Below are 17,793 nucleotides of genomic sequence, written 5' to 3' on the forward strand. Positions count from 1 at the left end.
GCTTTTTCGGTTTAATTAGTCTTTATAATGATTTGCTAACCTAATTTAAAAAATAATCAATTAGCTTTCATAAATAATGCCAAAATGCCGATAAGCGTGTGGTGTGGCAATTCGGCCTCGTGGTGTTCTTTGAATATAGCCTTGTTGAATTAAAAACGGTTCAAGCACATCTTCGATCGTTTCCCGCTCTTCACCAATTGCCGCAGCAATATTATCCAATCCAACCGGACCTCCCATAAATTTTTCAATAATGGCAAGTAATAGTTTACGATCCATATAGTCAAATCCTTCATTATCAACATCAAGCATATCCAATGCTAAGGTTGCTATCTTTTCATCGATAATACCTTTTGATTTAACATCAGCGTAATCACGAACACGGCGTAATAAACGATTGGCAATACGAGGCGTACCTCGAGAGCGTTTAGCAATTAAGTGGGCACCTTCACTCGATAAGTCCATACCTAAAAATTTAGCACTGCGACCAACGATATACTCTAAATCTTCAACACGATAAAATTCAAGGCGCTGAACAATGCCAAAACGATCACGTAAAGGCGAAGTTAACGATCCGGCTCGAGTCGTGGCACCAATTAACGTGAAAGGTGGCAGATCAATTTTAATCGAACGAGCCGCCGGCCCTTCACCTATCATGATATCTAGCTGGTAATCTTCCATTGCCGGATATAAAATCTCTTCAACAACAGGCGAAAGGCGGTGAATTTCATCAATAAAAAGCACGTCATTCGGCTCTAAATTGGTCAGCATTGCCGCTAAATCACCGGCTTTTTCTAATACAGGTCCGGAAGTGGTACGTAAATTAACGTTCATTTCATTGGCAACAATATTGGCTAACGTTGTTTTGCCCAGCCCCGGCGGGCCGAAGATCAAAACATGATCAAGCGCATCACAACGCTGCTTAGCCGCTTGTATAAAGATTTTCATTTGCTCACGAACTTGCGGTTGCCCGATATACTCGTCTAAATATTTTGGACGAATAGCACGATCTAACGATTCTTCTTCTTTTTGAGCTTGTGGAGCAATTAAACGATCTGCTTCGATCATAATTATTTCCTATCTATAATGCTGATTTTAAAGCTTCACGTATGAGCATTTCACAATCCATTTCCGGTTTGATCACTTTGCTAATAATACGGCTTGCTTCTTGAGGCTTATAACCGAGAGCAATAAGCGCCGAAATAGCCTCGCTTTCAATTTGATTTGCCGATTTTTTAACATCACCTTGCTCAATCACAGTTTTTAATGATGATAACCCTTCGCCAATATTTTTTACCCGATCTTTCATTTCGACAATTAAGCGTTCTGCTGTTTTCGTCCCAACGCCAGGTAATTTGACTAAGGTTTTAATTTCACCTTGTTCGACCGCTGCAATAAATTGTGCTGCTGACATGCCGGATAAAATTGCTAAAGCTAATTTGGGACCAATACCATTGACTTTAATCAGTTCACGAAATAGCTCTCGTTCTTGTTCATGATTAAATCCATATAACAATTGCGCATCTTCTCGCACAACAAAATGGGTTAAAACAATCACTTCTTGCCCATTATCTGGTAACTCATAAAAACAGGTCATCGGCATAAAAACATTGTAACCGACACCACCAACATCGATTAACACTTTAGGTGGCTGTTTTTCAATTATGATCCCACGTAAACGACCTATCACAATTTATCCTTAATAATTTAGGGTTGAATAATATAAGCGATGTGGCATTCGTTGCTAAATATGCTAAATGTTTTACGCATTTGCACTGCATATTTTTAAATGTTAATCACTTAATTTTAACCGTTGATGATTATCGATTAGTTTACCTGATAGAAAAAAATTAATAAAGATAAACTGTATAAATAGACAGGAAAACCCAAAACAATTTTGCCGACATAAGTCGGCAAAATAATATTGGATAAATAGGTTAATGCATTAATTAAAAAGGCATTTTAAAGCCCGGCGGTAATTGCATCCCACCAGTAACTTGCGCCATTCTCTCTTTTTGCGCTTCTTCTAAGCGACGGGTTGCATCATTAAAGGCCGCCGCAATCAAATCTTCTAACATCTCTTTATCATCTTCGGTAAGAAGTGAAGGATCGATTTCAACACGTTTACAGTTATGTGCACCATTAACAGTCACTTTAACAATACCGGCACCGGACTCACCCGTCACTTCAAGTTTGGCAATCTCTTCCTGAGCTTGTTGCATTTTAGCTTGCATTTGTTGGGCTTGTTTCATTAAATTGCCCAAGCCACCTTTTCCACCTGAAAACATAATTATTCCTCATTAATAACAGTTAGCCTTAGATTATACAGGACGAATACTCGCTTCATCAATCTTTGCTTCAAAACATTGACAAATCATCGCAACTTTTGGATCTTCGATGATAGTTTGCTTCGCTTGCGCTAATTTTTGTTGATACAACGCTTCACGCATTTCTAAAGGCGTTTTTATCGCTTGATTATCATCAATAATCACTTTGACTTTCAAATTTTGTTGACGTTTATCACTTAAAGCTTTTTCTAATTTCACTGTATTTACTGATGTATTAATGAGATGTTTAACCGAAGAGCGCATATGTAACACAACATTATCATCATCAAGTTGTTCAATATAAGAGTTGATAGCAATTTGTTTAATTAATGGCGCGATATCTAACTGCTCAATTTCGGCACACCATGCATCTTTTTGTGCCATTTCATCAATTAATTTTTTTATCATTTCGGGGGTTTTATCACCATTTAGCGATTCCCGAAATGATTTGGTATCAATAGCTAACTCATCTTTGGTTTCAACAAGCCCACAAGATTGCCATTGATAGTTTTCAGCGGTGATTTCTGGCTCATCATCATTTTCGATACTATCGCTTTGCCTATCAACATTGGCATTGGTTGATTGCTCGGATTGTGTTGCGGATGATGATACCTTTTTAATCAACCTGTTTTTTGGTTGATTAGTATCAACCAATTCAGACTTTTTTGGTGTTTGTTCCTCTTTTATTAATTTACTGCGCATCTCTAAAATATTTTTGGTAAGAGACGGTGCATCATCGGGAATCGATAGATCTGCTGTCATAACATTTTGCATAGGCTCTACATTATTATTTGCTACACTAGACTGAGCCTGAGATAACGCCTCGTTTGTTGTTGCCGGTTTTGCAGAAGCGGGCGTTGGTGCTATAGGCGCAGCTAATTTGGCTTTAACTTCGCTATCGATTTTAGGTTGAACGTGCACAGGCTGAGCCTGCTTTGCTGGCGCAACTTGCGGCTGATTAAAGTTAGCGTTATTGGTTGCCGCTGGTGTAGCACCAACCGCTTTTGGCATAAAAGCTAACGCGCGCAAAAAGCTCATCTCAGCACCAATTTTTTTATCGGGCGCATAAGCAAGCTCTTTTCGACCCATTAATAAAATTTGATAAAACAGCTGTACATCATTAGGTGCCATATACTGAGCTAAAAATCGTATTCGCTCCTCATTATCGGTATATTCGCCTAATGCTGTTGGCACTATTTGCAGGAGCGCAACTTGATGTAATAAGGCGATACTTTCTGCTAACAAATTATCCCAATCTGCACCTTGCATAGCCGCAGATTCAATTTGTTGCATCATCGCATTGCCGTCACCATGATAAAGCGCTTCAATTAGCGAAAATGGGATAGATTTATCCAATGTGCCTAACATTGCCGCAACCGAATCAGCATCAACCTGACCATTACCTAAAGCGATTGCTTGGTCGGTTAAACTTAACGCATCACGCATACTGCCATTAGCCGCCTTAGCCAATAGCTGTAACGCTTTCGGTTCACTATCAATTTTTTCTAATTGCAAGATATGCGCTAATTGCTGGGCAATAAGAGAAGTATCAAGCATATTTAAATGTAAATGCAAACACCGAGACAGTATGGTGATCGGCAGTTTTTGCGGATCGGTTGTTGCCAATAGGAATTTAACGTGTTCAGGCGGCTCTTCAAGTGTTTTTAACAGTGCGTTAAAACTACTTCGAGAAAGCATATGTACTTCATCGATAAGATAAACTTTGAAACGACCTTTAGTTGGCAGATATTGAATGTTATCTAAGATTTCACGAGTATCTTCAACCTTTGTTCTTGATGCGGCATCAATTTCAAGTAAATCAACAAATCGACCCTGTTCAATATCACGACAGTTATCACAAACACCACAGGGCGTTGCAGTGATACCTTTTTCACAATTTAATCCTTTAGCTAATAATCGTGCAATTGACGTTTTACCCACGCCTCGTGTGCCGGAAAATAGATAAGCATGATGAACTCGTCCTAACGAAAGGGCATTTGATAAAATTTTAAGGACATGTTGCTGCCCTACCACTTCAGTAAATGATTTTGGTCGCCATTTGCGCGCCAGAACTTGATAACTCATGATCACCATTATATATCGCCAATAAATTTGCGCTAATAATAACATAAAGAGTTAAATTAGTCTTTAATTTGCCGATTAAGTGGGCTGTAGATCTGATAATTTTTATACTGAAACGTAGGGTATTTCTGAAACTTCTTGACAAGGATTTTACCCTTTGATACTTAAATCAAATAGGGTTTTATAGCTTAATAAATTTTTAAATTTTGTTAACACTACCGCTAAACAGATTTATTTTTTTATCCAGATAAACTCATATGGCTCAAAAGTTAAATGACGATATTTCAATCATGCTTTGACTAGTCACGACTGTCATTATTGCGCCAAATAACCGATTAAAACCTTTCTGATGTAAAAACCATAACGATAAAATTGCTACGCAATAACTGGCGTTTTCTATTTTCAGCCTAAAAGAATTAACCTTTATATAGACAATCCAACCACCAATAAATGGTTGGATTGTTTATGATTAGTTTTGATTGAGGTATGCCCATGCATATTGTGCATAAAACTCTGCACCAATTGCCAAACCGTCCTCATCAACATTAAAACAACCATGATGATGTGGCCACTGGGTATCTTTATCCGGATTACCTGAGCCAACTAAGGCAAATGCTCCCGGAATATTTTCAGTGTAGTAACTGAAATCTTCACCGCCGGTTGTAGGCGGCTCAAAATAAAGCGCCTCTTCACCAAATGACTCTACGATAACTTTTTGCGCTAGCAAAGCGCTCTCTTTATCGTTAATAACCGGCAAAGTGCCATAAATATATTCCACTTCGGCCGTTGCTCGATACATGGCAGCAACTTGATTAGCATAACGTCGAATAGCTGCTTCGATTTTGTCACGAACGGCAACATTAAAGCAACGAACTGTCCCTTCTAACACCGCATTTTCAGCAATAACGTTAAAACGAGTACCCACCTCCATTCGGCCAATTGTTACCACCGCAGGTTCAAGTGGTGAAATTTCACGTGATACAATCGATTGTACATTCATCACAAAAGCGGATGCCACCATAACAGCATCGACCGTATCATGCGGCATTGAACCATGACCACCTTTACCTTTGAATCGCACCGTTAATAAATCTGCTGAAGCAAAACTTGAACCAACCACGCAAGACACTTTACCAACTGGCGTTTGTGACCAAATGTGCATACCAAAAGCACTATCCACACCTTCAAGGACTCCTTGTTTTATCATCTCTTTTGCGCCTTGCGCAACCTCTTCAGCGGGCTGGAAAACCAATCTGACATGACCTTTTAACTGATCACGTATGGCATAAAGGGCTTTTGCCGCAGTGAGCAACATGGCGGCATGGGTATCGTGTCCACATGCATGCATTTTGCCGGCAATGGTTGATTGATAATCGATATTTTGACTTAATTCTTGCACCGGTAGCGCATCAATATCCGCGCGAAGCAAAATCCTTTTGCCGGGTTTTCCACCTTGAATTTCTGCAATAATACCGGTTGGCTCTGTACGACGATAAGGGATGCCTATTTTATCCAGCTCTTCAGCAATTTTATCAGTAGTTCTAAACTCTTCCCATGGCAATTCGGGATGACGATGCAAATCACGACGAAAGGCGATCATCTCAGCAATGTTTTGCTTAACTAATGTTTTTATATTTTGATTTATCATAGTACGACCTTTTTATTCCAATTTTTATCCGATCTCAACAATTTAAGAGCGGATAATTTAAATGATACAGACAGCGTTTAAATCCATTAGCATCTGCATTTATAAGCGTATCGAAGATGTCATCTTCTACTATAAATCTAAAAAGATGACATCAAATAACAATGCAACTTTAAGCTTTCACAATCATATTGACCATAATGCCTGCTAAAACCACTGATACAATTGTCACCGAGATAAACCCGCCGATTAACATTGGTGGTAACATATGGCTGGTTAAAATCTCTTTTTCTTTTTGGTTTTTACATAGATTATTAATGACTTCGTTAGTAATAATATAGTCAGCAGGAAAACCATATAATGCAGTAAGCGCTATAGAAAATGCCATTGCTCGACTTACATTTAAAATCTTACCTACTACAACTGAGAAAATGAACATGCCTACCACCGCAGCAAGAATGAAAACCACTAACGGCGTAATAAGGCGAACAAGCATTTCGGGCGTTGCGCGGCTCAATGTATCAAAAATAAATAACATCAACCCCATTACTGCCAATCCAAAACCACCGGCTTTTTTTAATGGATGACGTTCTAAAAAACCAATTGAAGAGGCAATGACGCCAAATAATAAACACAACACAAACGGGCTTACACTGACCCATGGTTTTAAAATTTCAGCAACAAAATAAGCTAAGAACCCGACAATAGCTATCCGTAAAAAGATAAAATAAGATGAGTTATAACTGGCAGGAATTTTGCCAAATAATTTTGGCATCGGGTTTTCATCTAATGAATTGGCTTCTTCTTTTTCGACAGGGGATTTGGGATCGTTATTTGAATTCCATTTTCCAGCGTGATAGAGTTCCAGTACTCTGCGTCCCTCTTTTTTAAGCATGATAGATGTCAACGGATAACCGACAAAGCCCTGCATGACGTAAATAATAATGGCAAAAACGGCAAGATCTGCCAATCCGGCATCTGTTGCACCTTGCGCCATTATAATGGCTGAAACAATCCCACCAACTAACGGCGGAATAGCCACAACGACCGTATTAAAATCAAAGAACAGATAACCAACTATAATGGCAACAATAATGATTCCGGCAATACCGGCTAACGAGATTAATATGGTTTTCCATTGTAACAATAACTCTTTGACTGATAATAGCGTTCCCATATTAACGATGAGCAGGTACATAAACATGACAGCAACAACTGGCGGTATACCCGCCCGGGCTACGATATCTTTTGGAAAGAATGTCCAGTAACCTATTAAAAATAAGACTGCACAAATGAAGACAGAAGGAATCCAAGCTTTAGTGCGTGTTGAAACCACATCGCCCAGATATAAAATGATAAGTAACAAGACCAGTGCCAGCATCTGTGGCATGTCAATCATCGGTGACATAAAAACTCCATTTTACTTTAAAGATTATTTCACTATCAAATAAAGCTAATCAATTAGACCAAAAAATGTATTATATTTTAAATTTTTTACATTGTTAGCTATTTTTTATTATAAATTCCTTAATTTCATCTAAAAAAAGATTGCCATATTTTTCCAGTTTGATATTACCCACACCGGTGACATTGATCAGTTGCTTTTTACTTTCAGGTTTGGTTTGAACCATTTCCAGCAAGGTAGCATCACTAAACACAATATAGGGTGGAATATCTTCAGCATCGGCAATGCTTTTACGCAATCGTTTGAGATTAGTAAATAATATCCTCTCTTCATAAGATAAAATTGTCGATAAATTAATTGATCTTGCATAGCGATTTAAACGGCTCTTTTTAACAATTTCTAATCGAGGTTTTGCTAACGACAAGGCGACTTCACCTCGCAGGATTGGGCGTGCTTTTTCCGTAAGTTGAAGAGTGATATAGGTTGAGACATTTTGTTGCAAATACCCTAAATGAATCAGTTGCCGAATAACACTTAACCAATACTCTGCCGGATGAGTTTTACCAATACCATAAACCGACAATTTTTCATGACCATTTTCTAAGATTGCTGAGCGTTTTGAACCACGCAAAATATCTACAATATATTGAGCGCCAAATCGTTGCTCTACACGGTAAACACACGATAATACTTTTTGTGCATCAACCAGCCCATTATAAATTTCAGGTGGATAAAGGCACATGTCACAGTTATTACAGGGCTCACTGCGATTTTCGCCAAAATAGTTAAGCAACATTATTCGCCGACAAGTCAAACTTTGAGCAAAAGATTCCATAGCACTAATTTTATGCAGTTCAACGTCTTTATGTTGCCCATCCATTTTCTCGTTTGTTTGACGATAATACCAATTGAGATCATTATTATTAAAAATTAAAAGCGCTTCAGCTGGTACCCCATCACGCCCTGCCCGGCCGGTTTCTTGATAGTAATTTTCAATAGTTCGAGGGCAATCAGCATGCACCACAAATCGGACATTGGGTTTATTAATTCCCATACCAAAAGCTACGGTAGCCACAATAATTTGTACATCATCTTTTATAAATTTTTCTTGAGCATTTTGCCGTTCATGATTGGTTAATCCGGCGTGATAAGCGATAGCCGAAAATCCTTTGGCGATAAGTCTTGTTGTCATATCTTCAACTCGAGATCGACTCGAGCAGTAAATAATGCCACTATTACCGTTTTGCGTTTCAATAAACGAGACAAGTTGTTCGGTCAAATTAAATTTCTCAACCACAGTATAACGAATATTAGGTCTATCAAAACTACGCACCACAACCAAAGGATCAACTAAATTAAGTTGATGAATAATATCTGTTTGGGTCATTTTGTCGGCAGTCGCGGTTAATGCAATAATCGGCACTTGCGGAAAACGATTGGATAAATGGTGTAACTGCCGATAATCTGGCCTAAAATCATGCCCCCACTGTGAAATACAATGCGCTTCATCAATTGCGATTAATGATGGCGGGTGGGTATCAATCAAAGAAGAAAAGGAGGATAACGCTAAACGTTCCGGCGAAATATAAAGCAGTTTGATACTGTTATTAAGATATTTTTCAATAACCTGTTTTTGCTCGACATTAGATTGACTGGCATTGAGAAATGCGGCCGAAATGCCATTAGCTAATAATTGATCGACTTGATCTTTCATTAAAGAGATCAGCGGTGAAATGACTAATGCAGTACCGGGCAACAAAACAGCAGGAATTTGATAACATAACGATTTACCCCCTCCGGTAGGAATAATAGTCAATATATCTCGACCGTCAATAATCGACTCGATGATCTCTTTTTGTTGATTTCTAAATGATTTATAACCGAATGTATTGTGTAAAACATCTTCAATCTGATCTTTTATTGACATACTAACCTAAATAACGCATAAATTAATGCAGCGAGTATAGCCAATTTAAGCATAACAAACTACCGCCAACTTATATTTATTCCTTTATTCATTCCAAAATTGAAAAATAATACTGAAAAATTTTCTGCAACCACCAAAAATAATCGACAATATTAAGATTTAATCTTAAAGTTAACCGTAAAATGCTTATTTTAAATACAATTTTATTCAACAGACTAAAAATTCAACTATTTTTCAATTTTTTTACTTGCTACAAATCCAATTGCCAGCTAATATTTGCGTGTTTCAAATATACGCCCGTAGCTCAGTTGGTTAGAGCATCACCTTGACATGGTGGGGGTCAGTGGTTCGAGTCCACCCGGGCGTACCATTCTAAAGCCTTATACGAAAAGGCCTCGAAAGAATTAATCTTTTCCTCAATTTTATTAAAGGGGTAAAACCCACACCATTTTTAGCAAATTTTTGCGACCCACTAATTCATAATTTCACATCATTGCTTCACACTTTAGAAGATTAATTTATTATGAATAAAATACAAAACGACTTTAGGCGCCTTGATTCTTAGTAAAACAATAAAAAGCCCAACTTTAGTTCAGGCTCATTTTTATTTTAATTAAATATGCTTCTCAATTTATTTCATTGTTTTTGGCAATTACTATTATCCACATGAATGATTAAAGGCTCTCCATTATCAATAGAATATACATAAGATGCCCCATTTGAGAATATAAATTTTATACGTTGCAGTACTTTATTGTCAGACTTATCAATATTACAGTATTTATCTACCGCAAATACGGTTAAAAAAGCTTTTAATGTTTCATCATTAGAGTCTTTTATTGAAGTATTTTTTATGGTTAATTTAAAGAACAATTCATTATTATTTTTATAAACATCTTGCAATACTGTGTATTCATCTAAATCTTTAGGAGTCTGTTTTTTAAAGCCTTCTATAATTTTATCCTGCAATGTATGCAAATTATCTTGAAATTTTTTTCTATCAACTTTATGACTAAAAGGGTTTACTGTGTTAAATTCACAAAAAGGCAGAGTATCCTTACCGGTAGTGTTTAAGAAATTGATTTCTAATTTATTGCAATCGATATCTCTCAATAAAGTATTTACGGGGAATAAAGTTAAATGCATAAAGCTTCATGCTGTCGATATAGAATTGATTGAGTAAGCAAGTCCCAGACTTTTATATCGCAAAGTCTAAAGTTGTCATTAATGCAGTTAAGTCCAATTAAAACAACAGGCCAAATTAACTAAAGCGAAATAATAGCATAGCAAATTTACCACATAACTCCCTTACACCATCTCTCTGTTTTTGTAGGAGTGATTAACTCAAAGTTATTTCTGCGCATACATTGTTCAAAATGATACTTATTAAAAAATTCGAAGAAAAGAGTATCGGGACCTATTCCTTGATAATGATAAAATGTGTTATTTTGGGGTATAAAACGAGCACATGCTTTATGAAGTATATCTGGATTAAGCGGTTTATTTTCGATATTTTCGCCTAAGAGCCGGAGAAAAATTTGGTCCGTTGTTCCTATCAAATTTTTAGGTCTTGATCTAAAACGGTTTTCAAGATAATTGTGCTGAATCGCAATTGCATTAGGTAAATTTTCCTGAGATATATGCCCACTTGAACACAACTCGGTAAAGATATTAACCATAATTAGTCTTGTATTTTCTGTTTCTTGATTACATTTTTCAAGATCACTTTTTGAAGCTTTTGCTCTATTCTTTACAACTGATCGCCAATATTCTTTATCATAATCTGGAAATTCACTGTCAGTATAGCCAAACAAACAGAAATCACCTCTACTTGAACAGGAGTTCACGCTAATAACCATCAGCGTTAAAATAAAAATTCTTATTAATTTAGCCATTAATTATTTCCTAAATAATTCATGTAAAATAGATTTTATATTAATATTCTCATTTAGGACAATACTTTATCAGCAAAGGTTTAAATTTTTAGATAAATATTATCTATATATCAACAATATTTTAAAGGTTTATACTAAAAATCACATTGAATGAGTAGAAGTTCCCCACGCTCAAATCGTAATTTAGGTGGGGTAAAACTCTACCTAAGTTATTGATATCTTTAATATCTTTTTTAACTCAAATCACTGTTTTTATGCACATGTAAATAAATTATAATTAATTGATTTATTTGAATATAATCTAAATTAGGACTTAATCTTGACATGGTGGGGGTCAGTGGTTCGAGTCCACCCGGGCGTACCATTCTAAAGCCTTATCCGAAAAGGCTTAGCAAGAATTCATCATCACCTCGTTTTTTTCTAGGGTAAAACTCATACTATTTTATAGTAAACTTTTGCGTCCTTCATTTCCATAAATTGAGTACTTACTCGATTATGCTTTAAATAGTTTGTTGTAAAACTTTTAAGAAACATTAGTTTTATTTAACTAAAGCGCTCAGTTATAACAATAAATTAGCTCATAAGATTACCCACATAAATTTACCACATAATGCCCTTGCAGTATGTTGTCTTTTTAGTGGGTACAATTAGCTCAAAGTTATTTTTAAGCATACATTGTTCAAAATTATACTCATTAAAACTTTTATAAAATAGAGAATCGGGACCTACAACTTTATAATCATAGTAAATACCATCTTTTGGTATATAACGAGCGCACGCCAGTTTTAGTTTATAAGCTTCAGAAGCTTTTTTACTGTCGTTGTTTATGAAAAATCTGGTGAAAATCTGATCTATAGTTCCTTTCATCTCTTCAGAGTCTTTACCAAAATGATAACCCTCAAGATAATTGTGCTGAATCGAGATTGCATATGCTAAATTCTCTTGAGATATATGCCCAGTTGAACATATATCGAGGAAGATCTTTTCAAGATTAACCTTTATATTTTCTGCTTCTTGATTACATTTTTCTAAATCATGCTTTGAAGCTTTAGATTTATTCCATAAAGTCGATCGCCAATATTTCCTTTTATAATTAGAATCTTCACTAACCCATGTACCAAACACGCATAACTCACCGTCACTCGAACAAGACGCTACATTGAAAGCAATCATAGTGACAACAAAAATTTTGACTAATCTAACCATCAATTATTTCCTATATAATGGTGGAAAACCATTTTATATAAAATAACACATTTATTATCATTTGAAACGACATTTTAAAATTTATGTTAAGGTATAGCTTTAATTAACATGCAGGAACAAACACAAATTTTAACATTTTCAATTTAACTTGATGCTGTTAAATTTTATTTTTAATTCTGAAAAAATCTCTTAATTAACGTTCTTTCCATAAAAATGCTTCAAAAGCATTATGCTGGCTTAGAAAATCTCGAATATATTAATGTTTTTAATTTATCCTACGAACGTAACGTTTTATGTAGGGAAGTAATTTTAATACTTCCGATTTCCGTTATTTATTGCTTTTTCCAAAACTTAATAACCTTAATATTTGCGACTGTGGTGTTGTAGAATTGTTTTTCACCCACTTATGGAATGTTGCATATTTTTTCTAATAATAAAAAAAGCCCGCATTTGCATACGAGCTTTAGGTTATATTTCTTCTATGACTAATTTTTAATAGAAATTATTAAGTCTTCGATAGAGTGCACATTTCGAATGCAAAGACTACGGGAATCAAATTCGTGTGACCAATTAAAAAGCCAGTCTTCTAACTCATCCACATTATACTTTTTAGTAGCAATTCCAACCGCCATTTCAACAACTTCTGCATCAGGTGCTTTTAATTCTTGCCCGTTTAATAGTAAAAATAGATAGCCAGCAAACATAGCAGTTCTTTTATTAGCATTAGCAAAAGGATGATTTTCAATTAAACTCTCAATAAGAACAGCTGTTAACCTGAAAATATCCTCGTTTTGTTCGTAATATCTACAAATACTTGGTCTAGCTTGGGATGAGCCTAGGGCATTTTCGTCACGAATATATATAGGCTCTTTAGGTGTCTGAAGTTTAATTAGCAATGAATTGATAAGCTTTAAGTCATCAATTGAAAGAAAATTGATTCCTTCAACTATCTCTCCAAATTGTGACACAGACATTCATCAAACCTTTGATAAGTCTTTCATAGCTTTTTTGTAGCGAGCAAACCCTAAGACAAAGGCATTTAAAACTTGATCATTGTGCTTGCAGTCCTCACTTAGCGCAGGTTTTGCTTTCACCTCTATGTGTTTGTCACGTGGAGGAATGTAAAGACGAACTTCCTTTATTTGTGCGTGACCCATAAACTCACCTCATAAGTTTTTATATAAAAATGGCTGAGAAAAATAAGATCTCAACCTTAAGTTGATTATAATTACCATAAGGTAAAGAGTAAAGGCAATTTAGACAAATTTAAAAAATTAATAGGTGCTATATATTTGACTATTAAATTTTTCACATAATAACCGCCTATTCAATGACGTGCTATCCGTCATCTAAATTTGGTTTAACTTACAAATTGATATATCAACTTTAAGCGGTCTCCATAATGGAGAAACTAGCTGATGATAAACAATCCTTGAGATTAGGCTGTTGAGTTTTAAATACAGTGATTAATCTTATGACTAATAAGACTATTTGCTTATTACTTTCAATTTCTATAGGTCAAATATGTACTTTTCTTATTCAGTATCAATTGTGATTATTATAATCACCGGATGTCTGTATAACTATTTTAATATCTATATCAACAAATATTGTTATCACTGAGAAAAATATGAATTAACGCAGATAAACATGGATCACACCATTGCCAATTATTCTTAAAATCATTAATAGATTCCATACAATTAAGCATTGATTTCCCCCAAAAAATACAATACTATTAAAGAGCGTTTAACTTATTGATTTTTATTATGAGAAAGACTTTATTTACCTTAATTGCTTTACCTTTTTTAGCCCTCGCTAATGATCAACTTGAGAAAGAAATCGACAGCTGTAAATCGCTGACTGACTCAACTCAAAGACTTGCATGCTACGATAAGATATTCGAGAAAAAAACTGAAAGCTCGATAGATAAAAATGCCATGGGCAAATGGTTTGTCCAACAAGGCGTATCACCCGTTGATGATAGTAAATCTGTGACCATAAGACTGAATGCTGATCGTCCAATAAACGCGCGATATAATTTAATAACACCTCATTTATATATCAGATGTAAAGAGAATGTAACTGAATTATATATCGATTTTGATACATTTTTACGTTCTAATGGTTTAACGCCCATAACACGTATTGACTCTGAAAAAGCGGTATCGAATAGAAGATGGGATATTTCAAATGATCATAAAGCAATATTCTATTCAAGCACCCGATCAAAAAAGACAACGGATTTTATTAAGGAATTAATCGGAAAAAATAAATTATTTATTCAAGTCACACCATACGGTGAGTCAGCAGTAAATACAACATTTACATTAACCGGGCTTGATGAAGCAATAAAACCGCTAAGGGAAACATGTGGTTGGTAATGGTATGGAAAACTAAATTCTTTAAAATATATTAGATTACCTTAAACACAAATCTCAACATTAAATGTTAAGCAAAGATGAAATTGATCCGTTTCGCTTCAAATACAAAGATCAATTTCATCATTATGATCATAAATCTTAACTTATAAAAGATCCTTCCTAACCAACAATTGAAAGTAATATTTATTATTCTATTAAAAACAGATTCAGATCAAACGACGATCATAACCTTTTAGACACTGATGACGTTGTTAATTCATAGTGCATATAAAACAATTATTTGAAATTTAGCTTTCGACTTTTGGTATGTTATACAATTTATCATTATGCTTTGTTAATTTAATTGCTTCTATGAATAAGTCCAATCACGGTATTTTTGATAGGTTATCTCAAAATACCCTCAAATATACCGTAAACAGTTTAGAAAAGTTATCAATCTGAAATAATTGAAGGCGTTTTTTTAGATATGTTATCAATGAAAAAAATAAGTTCCGATAAGGTTGTAAAGGCGGGTTATCGATTTTACCTGATTGAACGAATACGACCCCAGCAGGAATCGAACCTGCAACTAGCCCTTAGGAGGGGCTTGTTATATCCATTTAACTATGAGGTCACCGGGTCGGTTATTCTAATCAATTTAAACAAATAATACCAATTAAATAACAAAAATTTTCCATTTTATACAAACATGATACAATTAGCTTATCAATAATATTAACAATAATAGAAGAATATATTATGAAAAAAAGAATAATTGGAATGATGATTACTGCATTAGCGCTAACCAGTTGCGCTACATATCAGCCTGAAACCAATACATATAGCGACCCGTTGTCTGGGGTTAATAAAGCGATGTTCAACGTCAATTATTATGCGCTTGATCCCTATATTTTGCGTCCAGCAGCAGTAGTATGGAAAGATTATGTCCCGTCTCCTGTACGTAAAGGCGTCGTTAACTTTTCATCTAACTTATCTGAACCGGCATCTATGGTGAATAACTTGCTTCAAGGCGAAGTTCATCAAGCCGGTACCCATTTAGCCCGATTCTTTATCAATACTGTTTTTGGTGTTGCAGGGGTATTTGATGTTGCCAGCATGGCTGATCCGCAATTAAAGAAAGGAAACAGACGCAGTTTTGGTGATGTGTTAGGTCATTATGATGTTCCTTACGGACCTTACGTCGTTTTACCATTTTATGGATCAGCGACACTTAGACAAGAAGGTGGTGACCTTGTCGATACCCTTTACCCACCACTGGTTTGGTTAGATTGGCAATGGGCACTAGCCCGTGGCGTAGTTGACGGTATTGAAGCTCGCGCCGTTGCGATTGAATATGAAGATATGCTTAAAAATAGTGATGATCCTTATAACTTCATGCGAAATGCGTATTTCCAACGTAATGATTTTAATGCTTCCGGTGGTAAAGTCGATCAACAGAAACAACAACAACGAGAAGAAAGCATTAACAGCTTTATTAATGATATCGATTCACAATAATAATGATGAATCAACATTAACAACCGCCGACAAGCTCGGCGGTTTCTGTTTATATCACTTTTAATGATCATTAAACCGCTTTCAATAGTACTGACTATTAATTGGGCACAATATTGGTAAAAGCTCAATTTTATACTTAGTCCGCTCAAAATTTATATTTCAATAGACCCTTATAAACCCTGCATTTCCGGCAGATAATGCAAAAGCGTCTAGGCATTTGTTGCCGTTGTAATTTTGGATTCACTCTTTCTTTTATCGTTAAGGCTTGGCTATAACGATGCCACATAGTCTAAAAAAACTTCATCTTTCAACAGTACTGACTATTAGTTGGGGCACAATTTACGATAAAAGCTCAATTTTATACTTAGTTCGCTCAAAATTTATACTTCAATAAACCCTTATAAACCCTGCATTTCCGGCAGATAATGCCAAAAGCGTCTAGGCATTTGTTGCCGTTGTAATTTTGGATTAACCCTTTCTTTTATCGTTAAGGCTTGGCAATAACGATGCCACATAGTCTGAAAAAAAACTTCATCTTTCAACAGTACTGACTATTAGTTGGGGCACAATTTACGATAAAAGCTCAATTTCTACTTAGTTCGCTCAAAATTTATATTTCAATAGACTCTTATAAACCCTGCATTTCCGGTAGATAATGCCAAAAGCGTCTAGGCATTTGTTGCCGTTGTAATTTTGGATTAACCCTTTCTTTAATCGTCAAAGCTTGACAATAACGATGCCACATAGTCTGAAACAAAACTTCATCTTCCGTTAAGTATTTTTGATTAATTTTGCTGTTAACCAACAAATCATCTTGATCAGTTAAGGATATCTGTTCGATCTTTTCTAAATCATAAAAATATCCGTATTGTCGTTTTTCATCATAAATAGCCCATTTTTGATCGGCATAGCGATCTTTAAAAAACTTCAAAACCAAAGGCAAAGCATTATAAATAGGCGCCACAACAGAAAAATAGATTTTCTCTTTAGCATGATTCTGATCTGTGGGGCTTTCAATAGTATTAAAACGGACAAATTGAATTAAGTGATGTCTCTCTTTGCTGACTTTTTTGGCAATTTCATGTACTGCAAGTACATCCGGATCGGCAAAATCGGTTTCGATTGATTGCTGAGACTTAAACACTTTGCAAATATAGCGAAAGATAATTAAATCACTTTCCGGAATTTCGGATAACCACACGTACATTAAATGATTGAGTGAGATTTTCGCTAATTTTTTATTTAGCGCGCTCATCACTCGTTCATATTTACTATTACGAAATTCGACATCATGGATGTTAGAAACCAATAAAGGCGCCACCTCACCCTGCCCTAATAAGCATTCCGGCATTTGTTTGAGTTTAAAAGCATCAAACACAGCACAAAGTAAACCTTCAAAACTTTTGTCATAACTAAAGGCAAGCATCA

Annotated in this window: 17 protein-coding genes and 2 tRNA genes; 3 read left to right on the top strand and 16 right to left on the bottom strand. The window is 35.5% G+C overall.

The window, feature by feature from the left end:
* Positions 1-60 precede the first annotated feature (60 nt).
* The 7 genes from ruvB to recQ all read right to left on the bottom strand — a co-directional run bounded on the left by ruvB (position 61) and on the right by recQ (position 9,383).
* The gene (ruvB, locus tag GYM74_RS06740) at positions 61-1,065 is read right to left on the bottom strand and encodes a Holliday junction branch migration DNA helicase RuvB (RefSeq protein WP_220217461.1); all 1,005 of its coding nucleotides are present in this window, start codon (positions 1,063-1,065) and stop codon (positions 61-63) included.
* 13 nt (positions 1,066-1,078) lie between these two features.
* Positions 1,079-1,687: a Holliday junction branch migration protein RuvA gene (ruvA, locus tag GYM74_RS06745; protein ID WP_220217462.1), complete on the bottom strand. Its 609-nt coding sequence runs from the start codon at positions 1,685-1,687 to the stop codon at positions 1,079-1,081.
* Positions 1,688-1,946: 259 nt separating this feature from the next.
* Positions 1,947-2,285 (bottom strand): YbaB/EbfC family nucleoid-associated protein, encoded by a 339-nt coding sequence (locus tag GYM74_RS06750; protein ID WP_220217463.1) that lies wholly within the window; start codon positions 2,283-2,285, stop codon positions 1,947-1,949.
* Positions 2,286-2,318: 33 nt separating this feature from the next.
* Positions 2,319-4,409 (bottom strand): DNA polymerase III subunit gamma/tau, encoded by a 2,091-nt coding sequence (gene dnaX, locus GYM74_RS06755; RefSeq protein ID WP_220217464.1) that lies wholly within the window; start codon positions 4,407-4,409, stop codon positions 2,319-2,321.
* Positions 4,410-4,875: 466 nt separating this feature from the next.
* The gene (locus tag GYM74_RS06760) at positions 4,876-6,054 is read right to left on the bottom strand and encodes a M20 family metallopeptidase (RefSeq protein WP_220217465.1); all 1,179 of its coding nucleotides are present in this window, start codon (positions 6,052-6,054) and stop codon (positions 4,876-4,878) included.
* A gap of 169 nt (positions 6,055-6,223) precedes the next feature.
* Positions 6,224-7,441 carry a hypothetical protein gene (locus tag GYM74_RS06765; protein WP_366518675.1) on the bottom strand — a complete coding sequence of 406 codons (1,218 nt, stop codon included), beginning with the start codon at positions 7,439-7,441 and terminating at the stop codon, positions 6,224-6,226.
* Positions 7,442-7,553: 112 nt separating this feature from the next.
* Positions 7,554-9,383, bottom strand: coding sequence for a DNA helicase RecQ (gene recQ / locus GYM74_RS06770; protein WP_220217467.1), 1,830 nt, complete (start codon positions 9,381-9,383; stop codon positions 7,554-7,556).
* 293 nt (positions 9,384-9,676) lie between these two features.
* Between recQ and GYM74_RS06775 the strand changes: the two genes are divergently transcribed.
* A tRNA-Val gene (locus GYM74_RS06775) sits at positions 9,677-9,753 on the top strand.
* A gap of 266 nt (positions 9,754-10,019) precedes the next feature.
* Here GYM74_RS06775 and GYM74_RS06780 read toward each other — a convergent pair.
* The 5 genes from GYM74_RS06780 to GYM74_RS06800 form a co-directional block, all read right to left on the bottom strand.
* Positions 10,020-10,529: a hypothetical protein gene (locus GYM74_RS06780; RefSeq protein ID WP_220217468.1), complete on the bottom strand. Its 510-nt coding sequence runs from the start codon at positions 10,527-10,529 to the stop codon at positions 10,020-10,022.
* Positions 10,530-10,675: 146 nt separating this feature from the next.
* A complete protein-coding gene (locus GYM74_RS06785; RefSeq protein ID WP_220217469.1) occupies positions 10,676-11,278 on the bottom strand; it encodes a hypothetical protein in 603 nt (200 codons plus the stop codon).
* Positions 11,279-11,878: 600 nt separating this feature from the next.
* On the bottom strand, positions 11,879-12,484 hold the full coding sequence (locus GYM74_RS06790) for a hypothetical protein (protein WP_220217470.1): 606 nt from the start codon (positions 12,482-12,484) through the stop codon (positions 11,879-11,881).
* Between the two features lie 485 nt (positions 12,485-12,969).
* The gene (locus GYM74_RS06795; RefSeq protein WP_220217471.1) at positions 12,970-13,458 is read right to left on the bottom strand and encodes a type II toxin-antitoxin system death-on-curing family toxin; all 489 of its coding nucleotides are present in this window, start codon (positions 13,456-13,458) and stop codon (positions 12,970-12,972) included.
* 3 nt (positions 13,459-13,461) lie between these two features.
* Positions 13,462-13,641 (bottom strand): hypothetical protein, encoded by a 180-nt coding sequence (locus GYM74_RS06800; RefSeq protein WP_220217472.1) that lies wholly within the window; start codon positions 13,639-13,641, stop codon positions 13,462-13,464.
* 612 nt (positions 13,642-14,253) lie between these two features.
* Between GYM74_RS06800 and GYM74_RS06805 the strand changes: the two genes are divergently transcribed.
* Complete coding sequence (locus GYM74_RS06805; RefSeq protein WP_220217473.1) at positions 14,254-14,868, top strand: type VI secretion system-associated protein TagO; 615 nt, start codon at positions 14,254-14,256, stop codon at positions 14,866-14,868.
* A gap of 541 nt (positions 14,869-15,409) precedes the next feature.
* On the opposite strand, the gene GYM74_RS06810 is transcribed toward GYM74_RS06805, so the two are convergent.
* A tRNA-Arg gene (locus GYM74_RS06810) sits at positions 15,410-15,481 on the bottom strand.
* Between the two features lie 125 nt (positions 15,482-15,606).
* Between GYM74_RS06810 and GYM74_RS06815 the strand changes: the two genes are divergently transcribed.
* Positions 15,607-16,365: an MlaA family lipoprotein gene (locus GYM74_RS06815; RefSeq protein ID WP_220217474.1), complete on the top strand. Its 759-nt coding sequence runs from the start codon at positions 15,607-15,609 to the stop codon at positions 16,363-16,365.
* Between the two features lie 145 nt (positions 16,366-16,510).
* Here the strand turns inward: GYM74_RS06815 and GYM74_RS12395 are convergent, their stop codons facing one another.
* The 3 genes from GYM74_RS12395 to GYM74_RS06830 form a co-directional block, all read right to left on the bottom strand.
* On the bottom strand, positions 16,511-16,651 hold the full coding sequence (locus GYM74_RS12395) for a DUF4130 domain-containing protein (protein ID WP_220217475.1): 141 nt from the start codon (positions 16,649-16,651) through the stop codon (positions 16,511-16,513).
* A gap of 112 nt (positions 16,652-16,763) precedes the next feature.
* Entirely contained in the window at positions 16,764-16,907 is a 144-nt protein-coding gene (locus GYM74_RS12400) for a DUF4130 domain-containing protein (RefSeq protein WP_370633948.1), read from the bottom strand.
* Positions 16,908-16,993: 86 nt separating this feature from the next.
* A complete protein-coding gene (locus tag GYM74_RS06830; RefSeq protein WP_220217477.1) occupies positions 16,994-17,791 on the bottom strand; it encodes a TIGR03915 family putative DNA repair protein in 798 nt (265 codons plus the stop codon).
* Between the last annotated feature and the right edge of the window lie 2 nt (positions 17,792-17,793).

It is taken from the genome of Gilliamella sp. ESL0405, from assembly GCF_019469205.1.
GTDB lineage: Bacteria > Pseudomonadota > Gammaproteobacteria > Enterobacterales > Orbaceae > Gilliamella.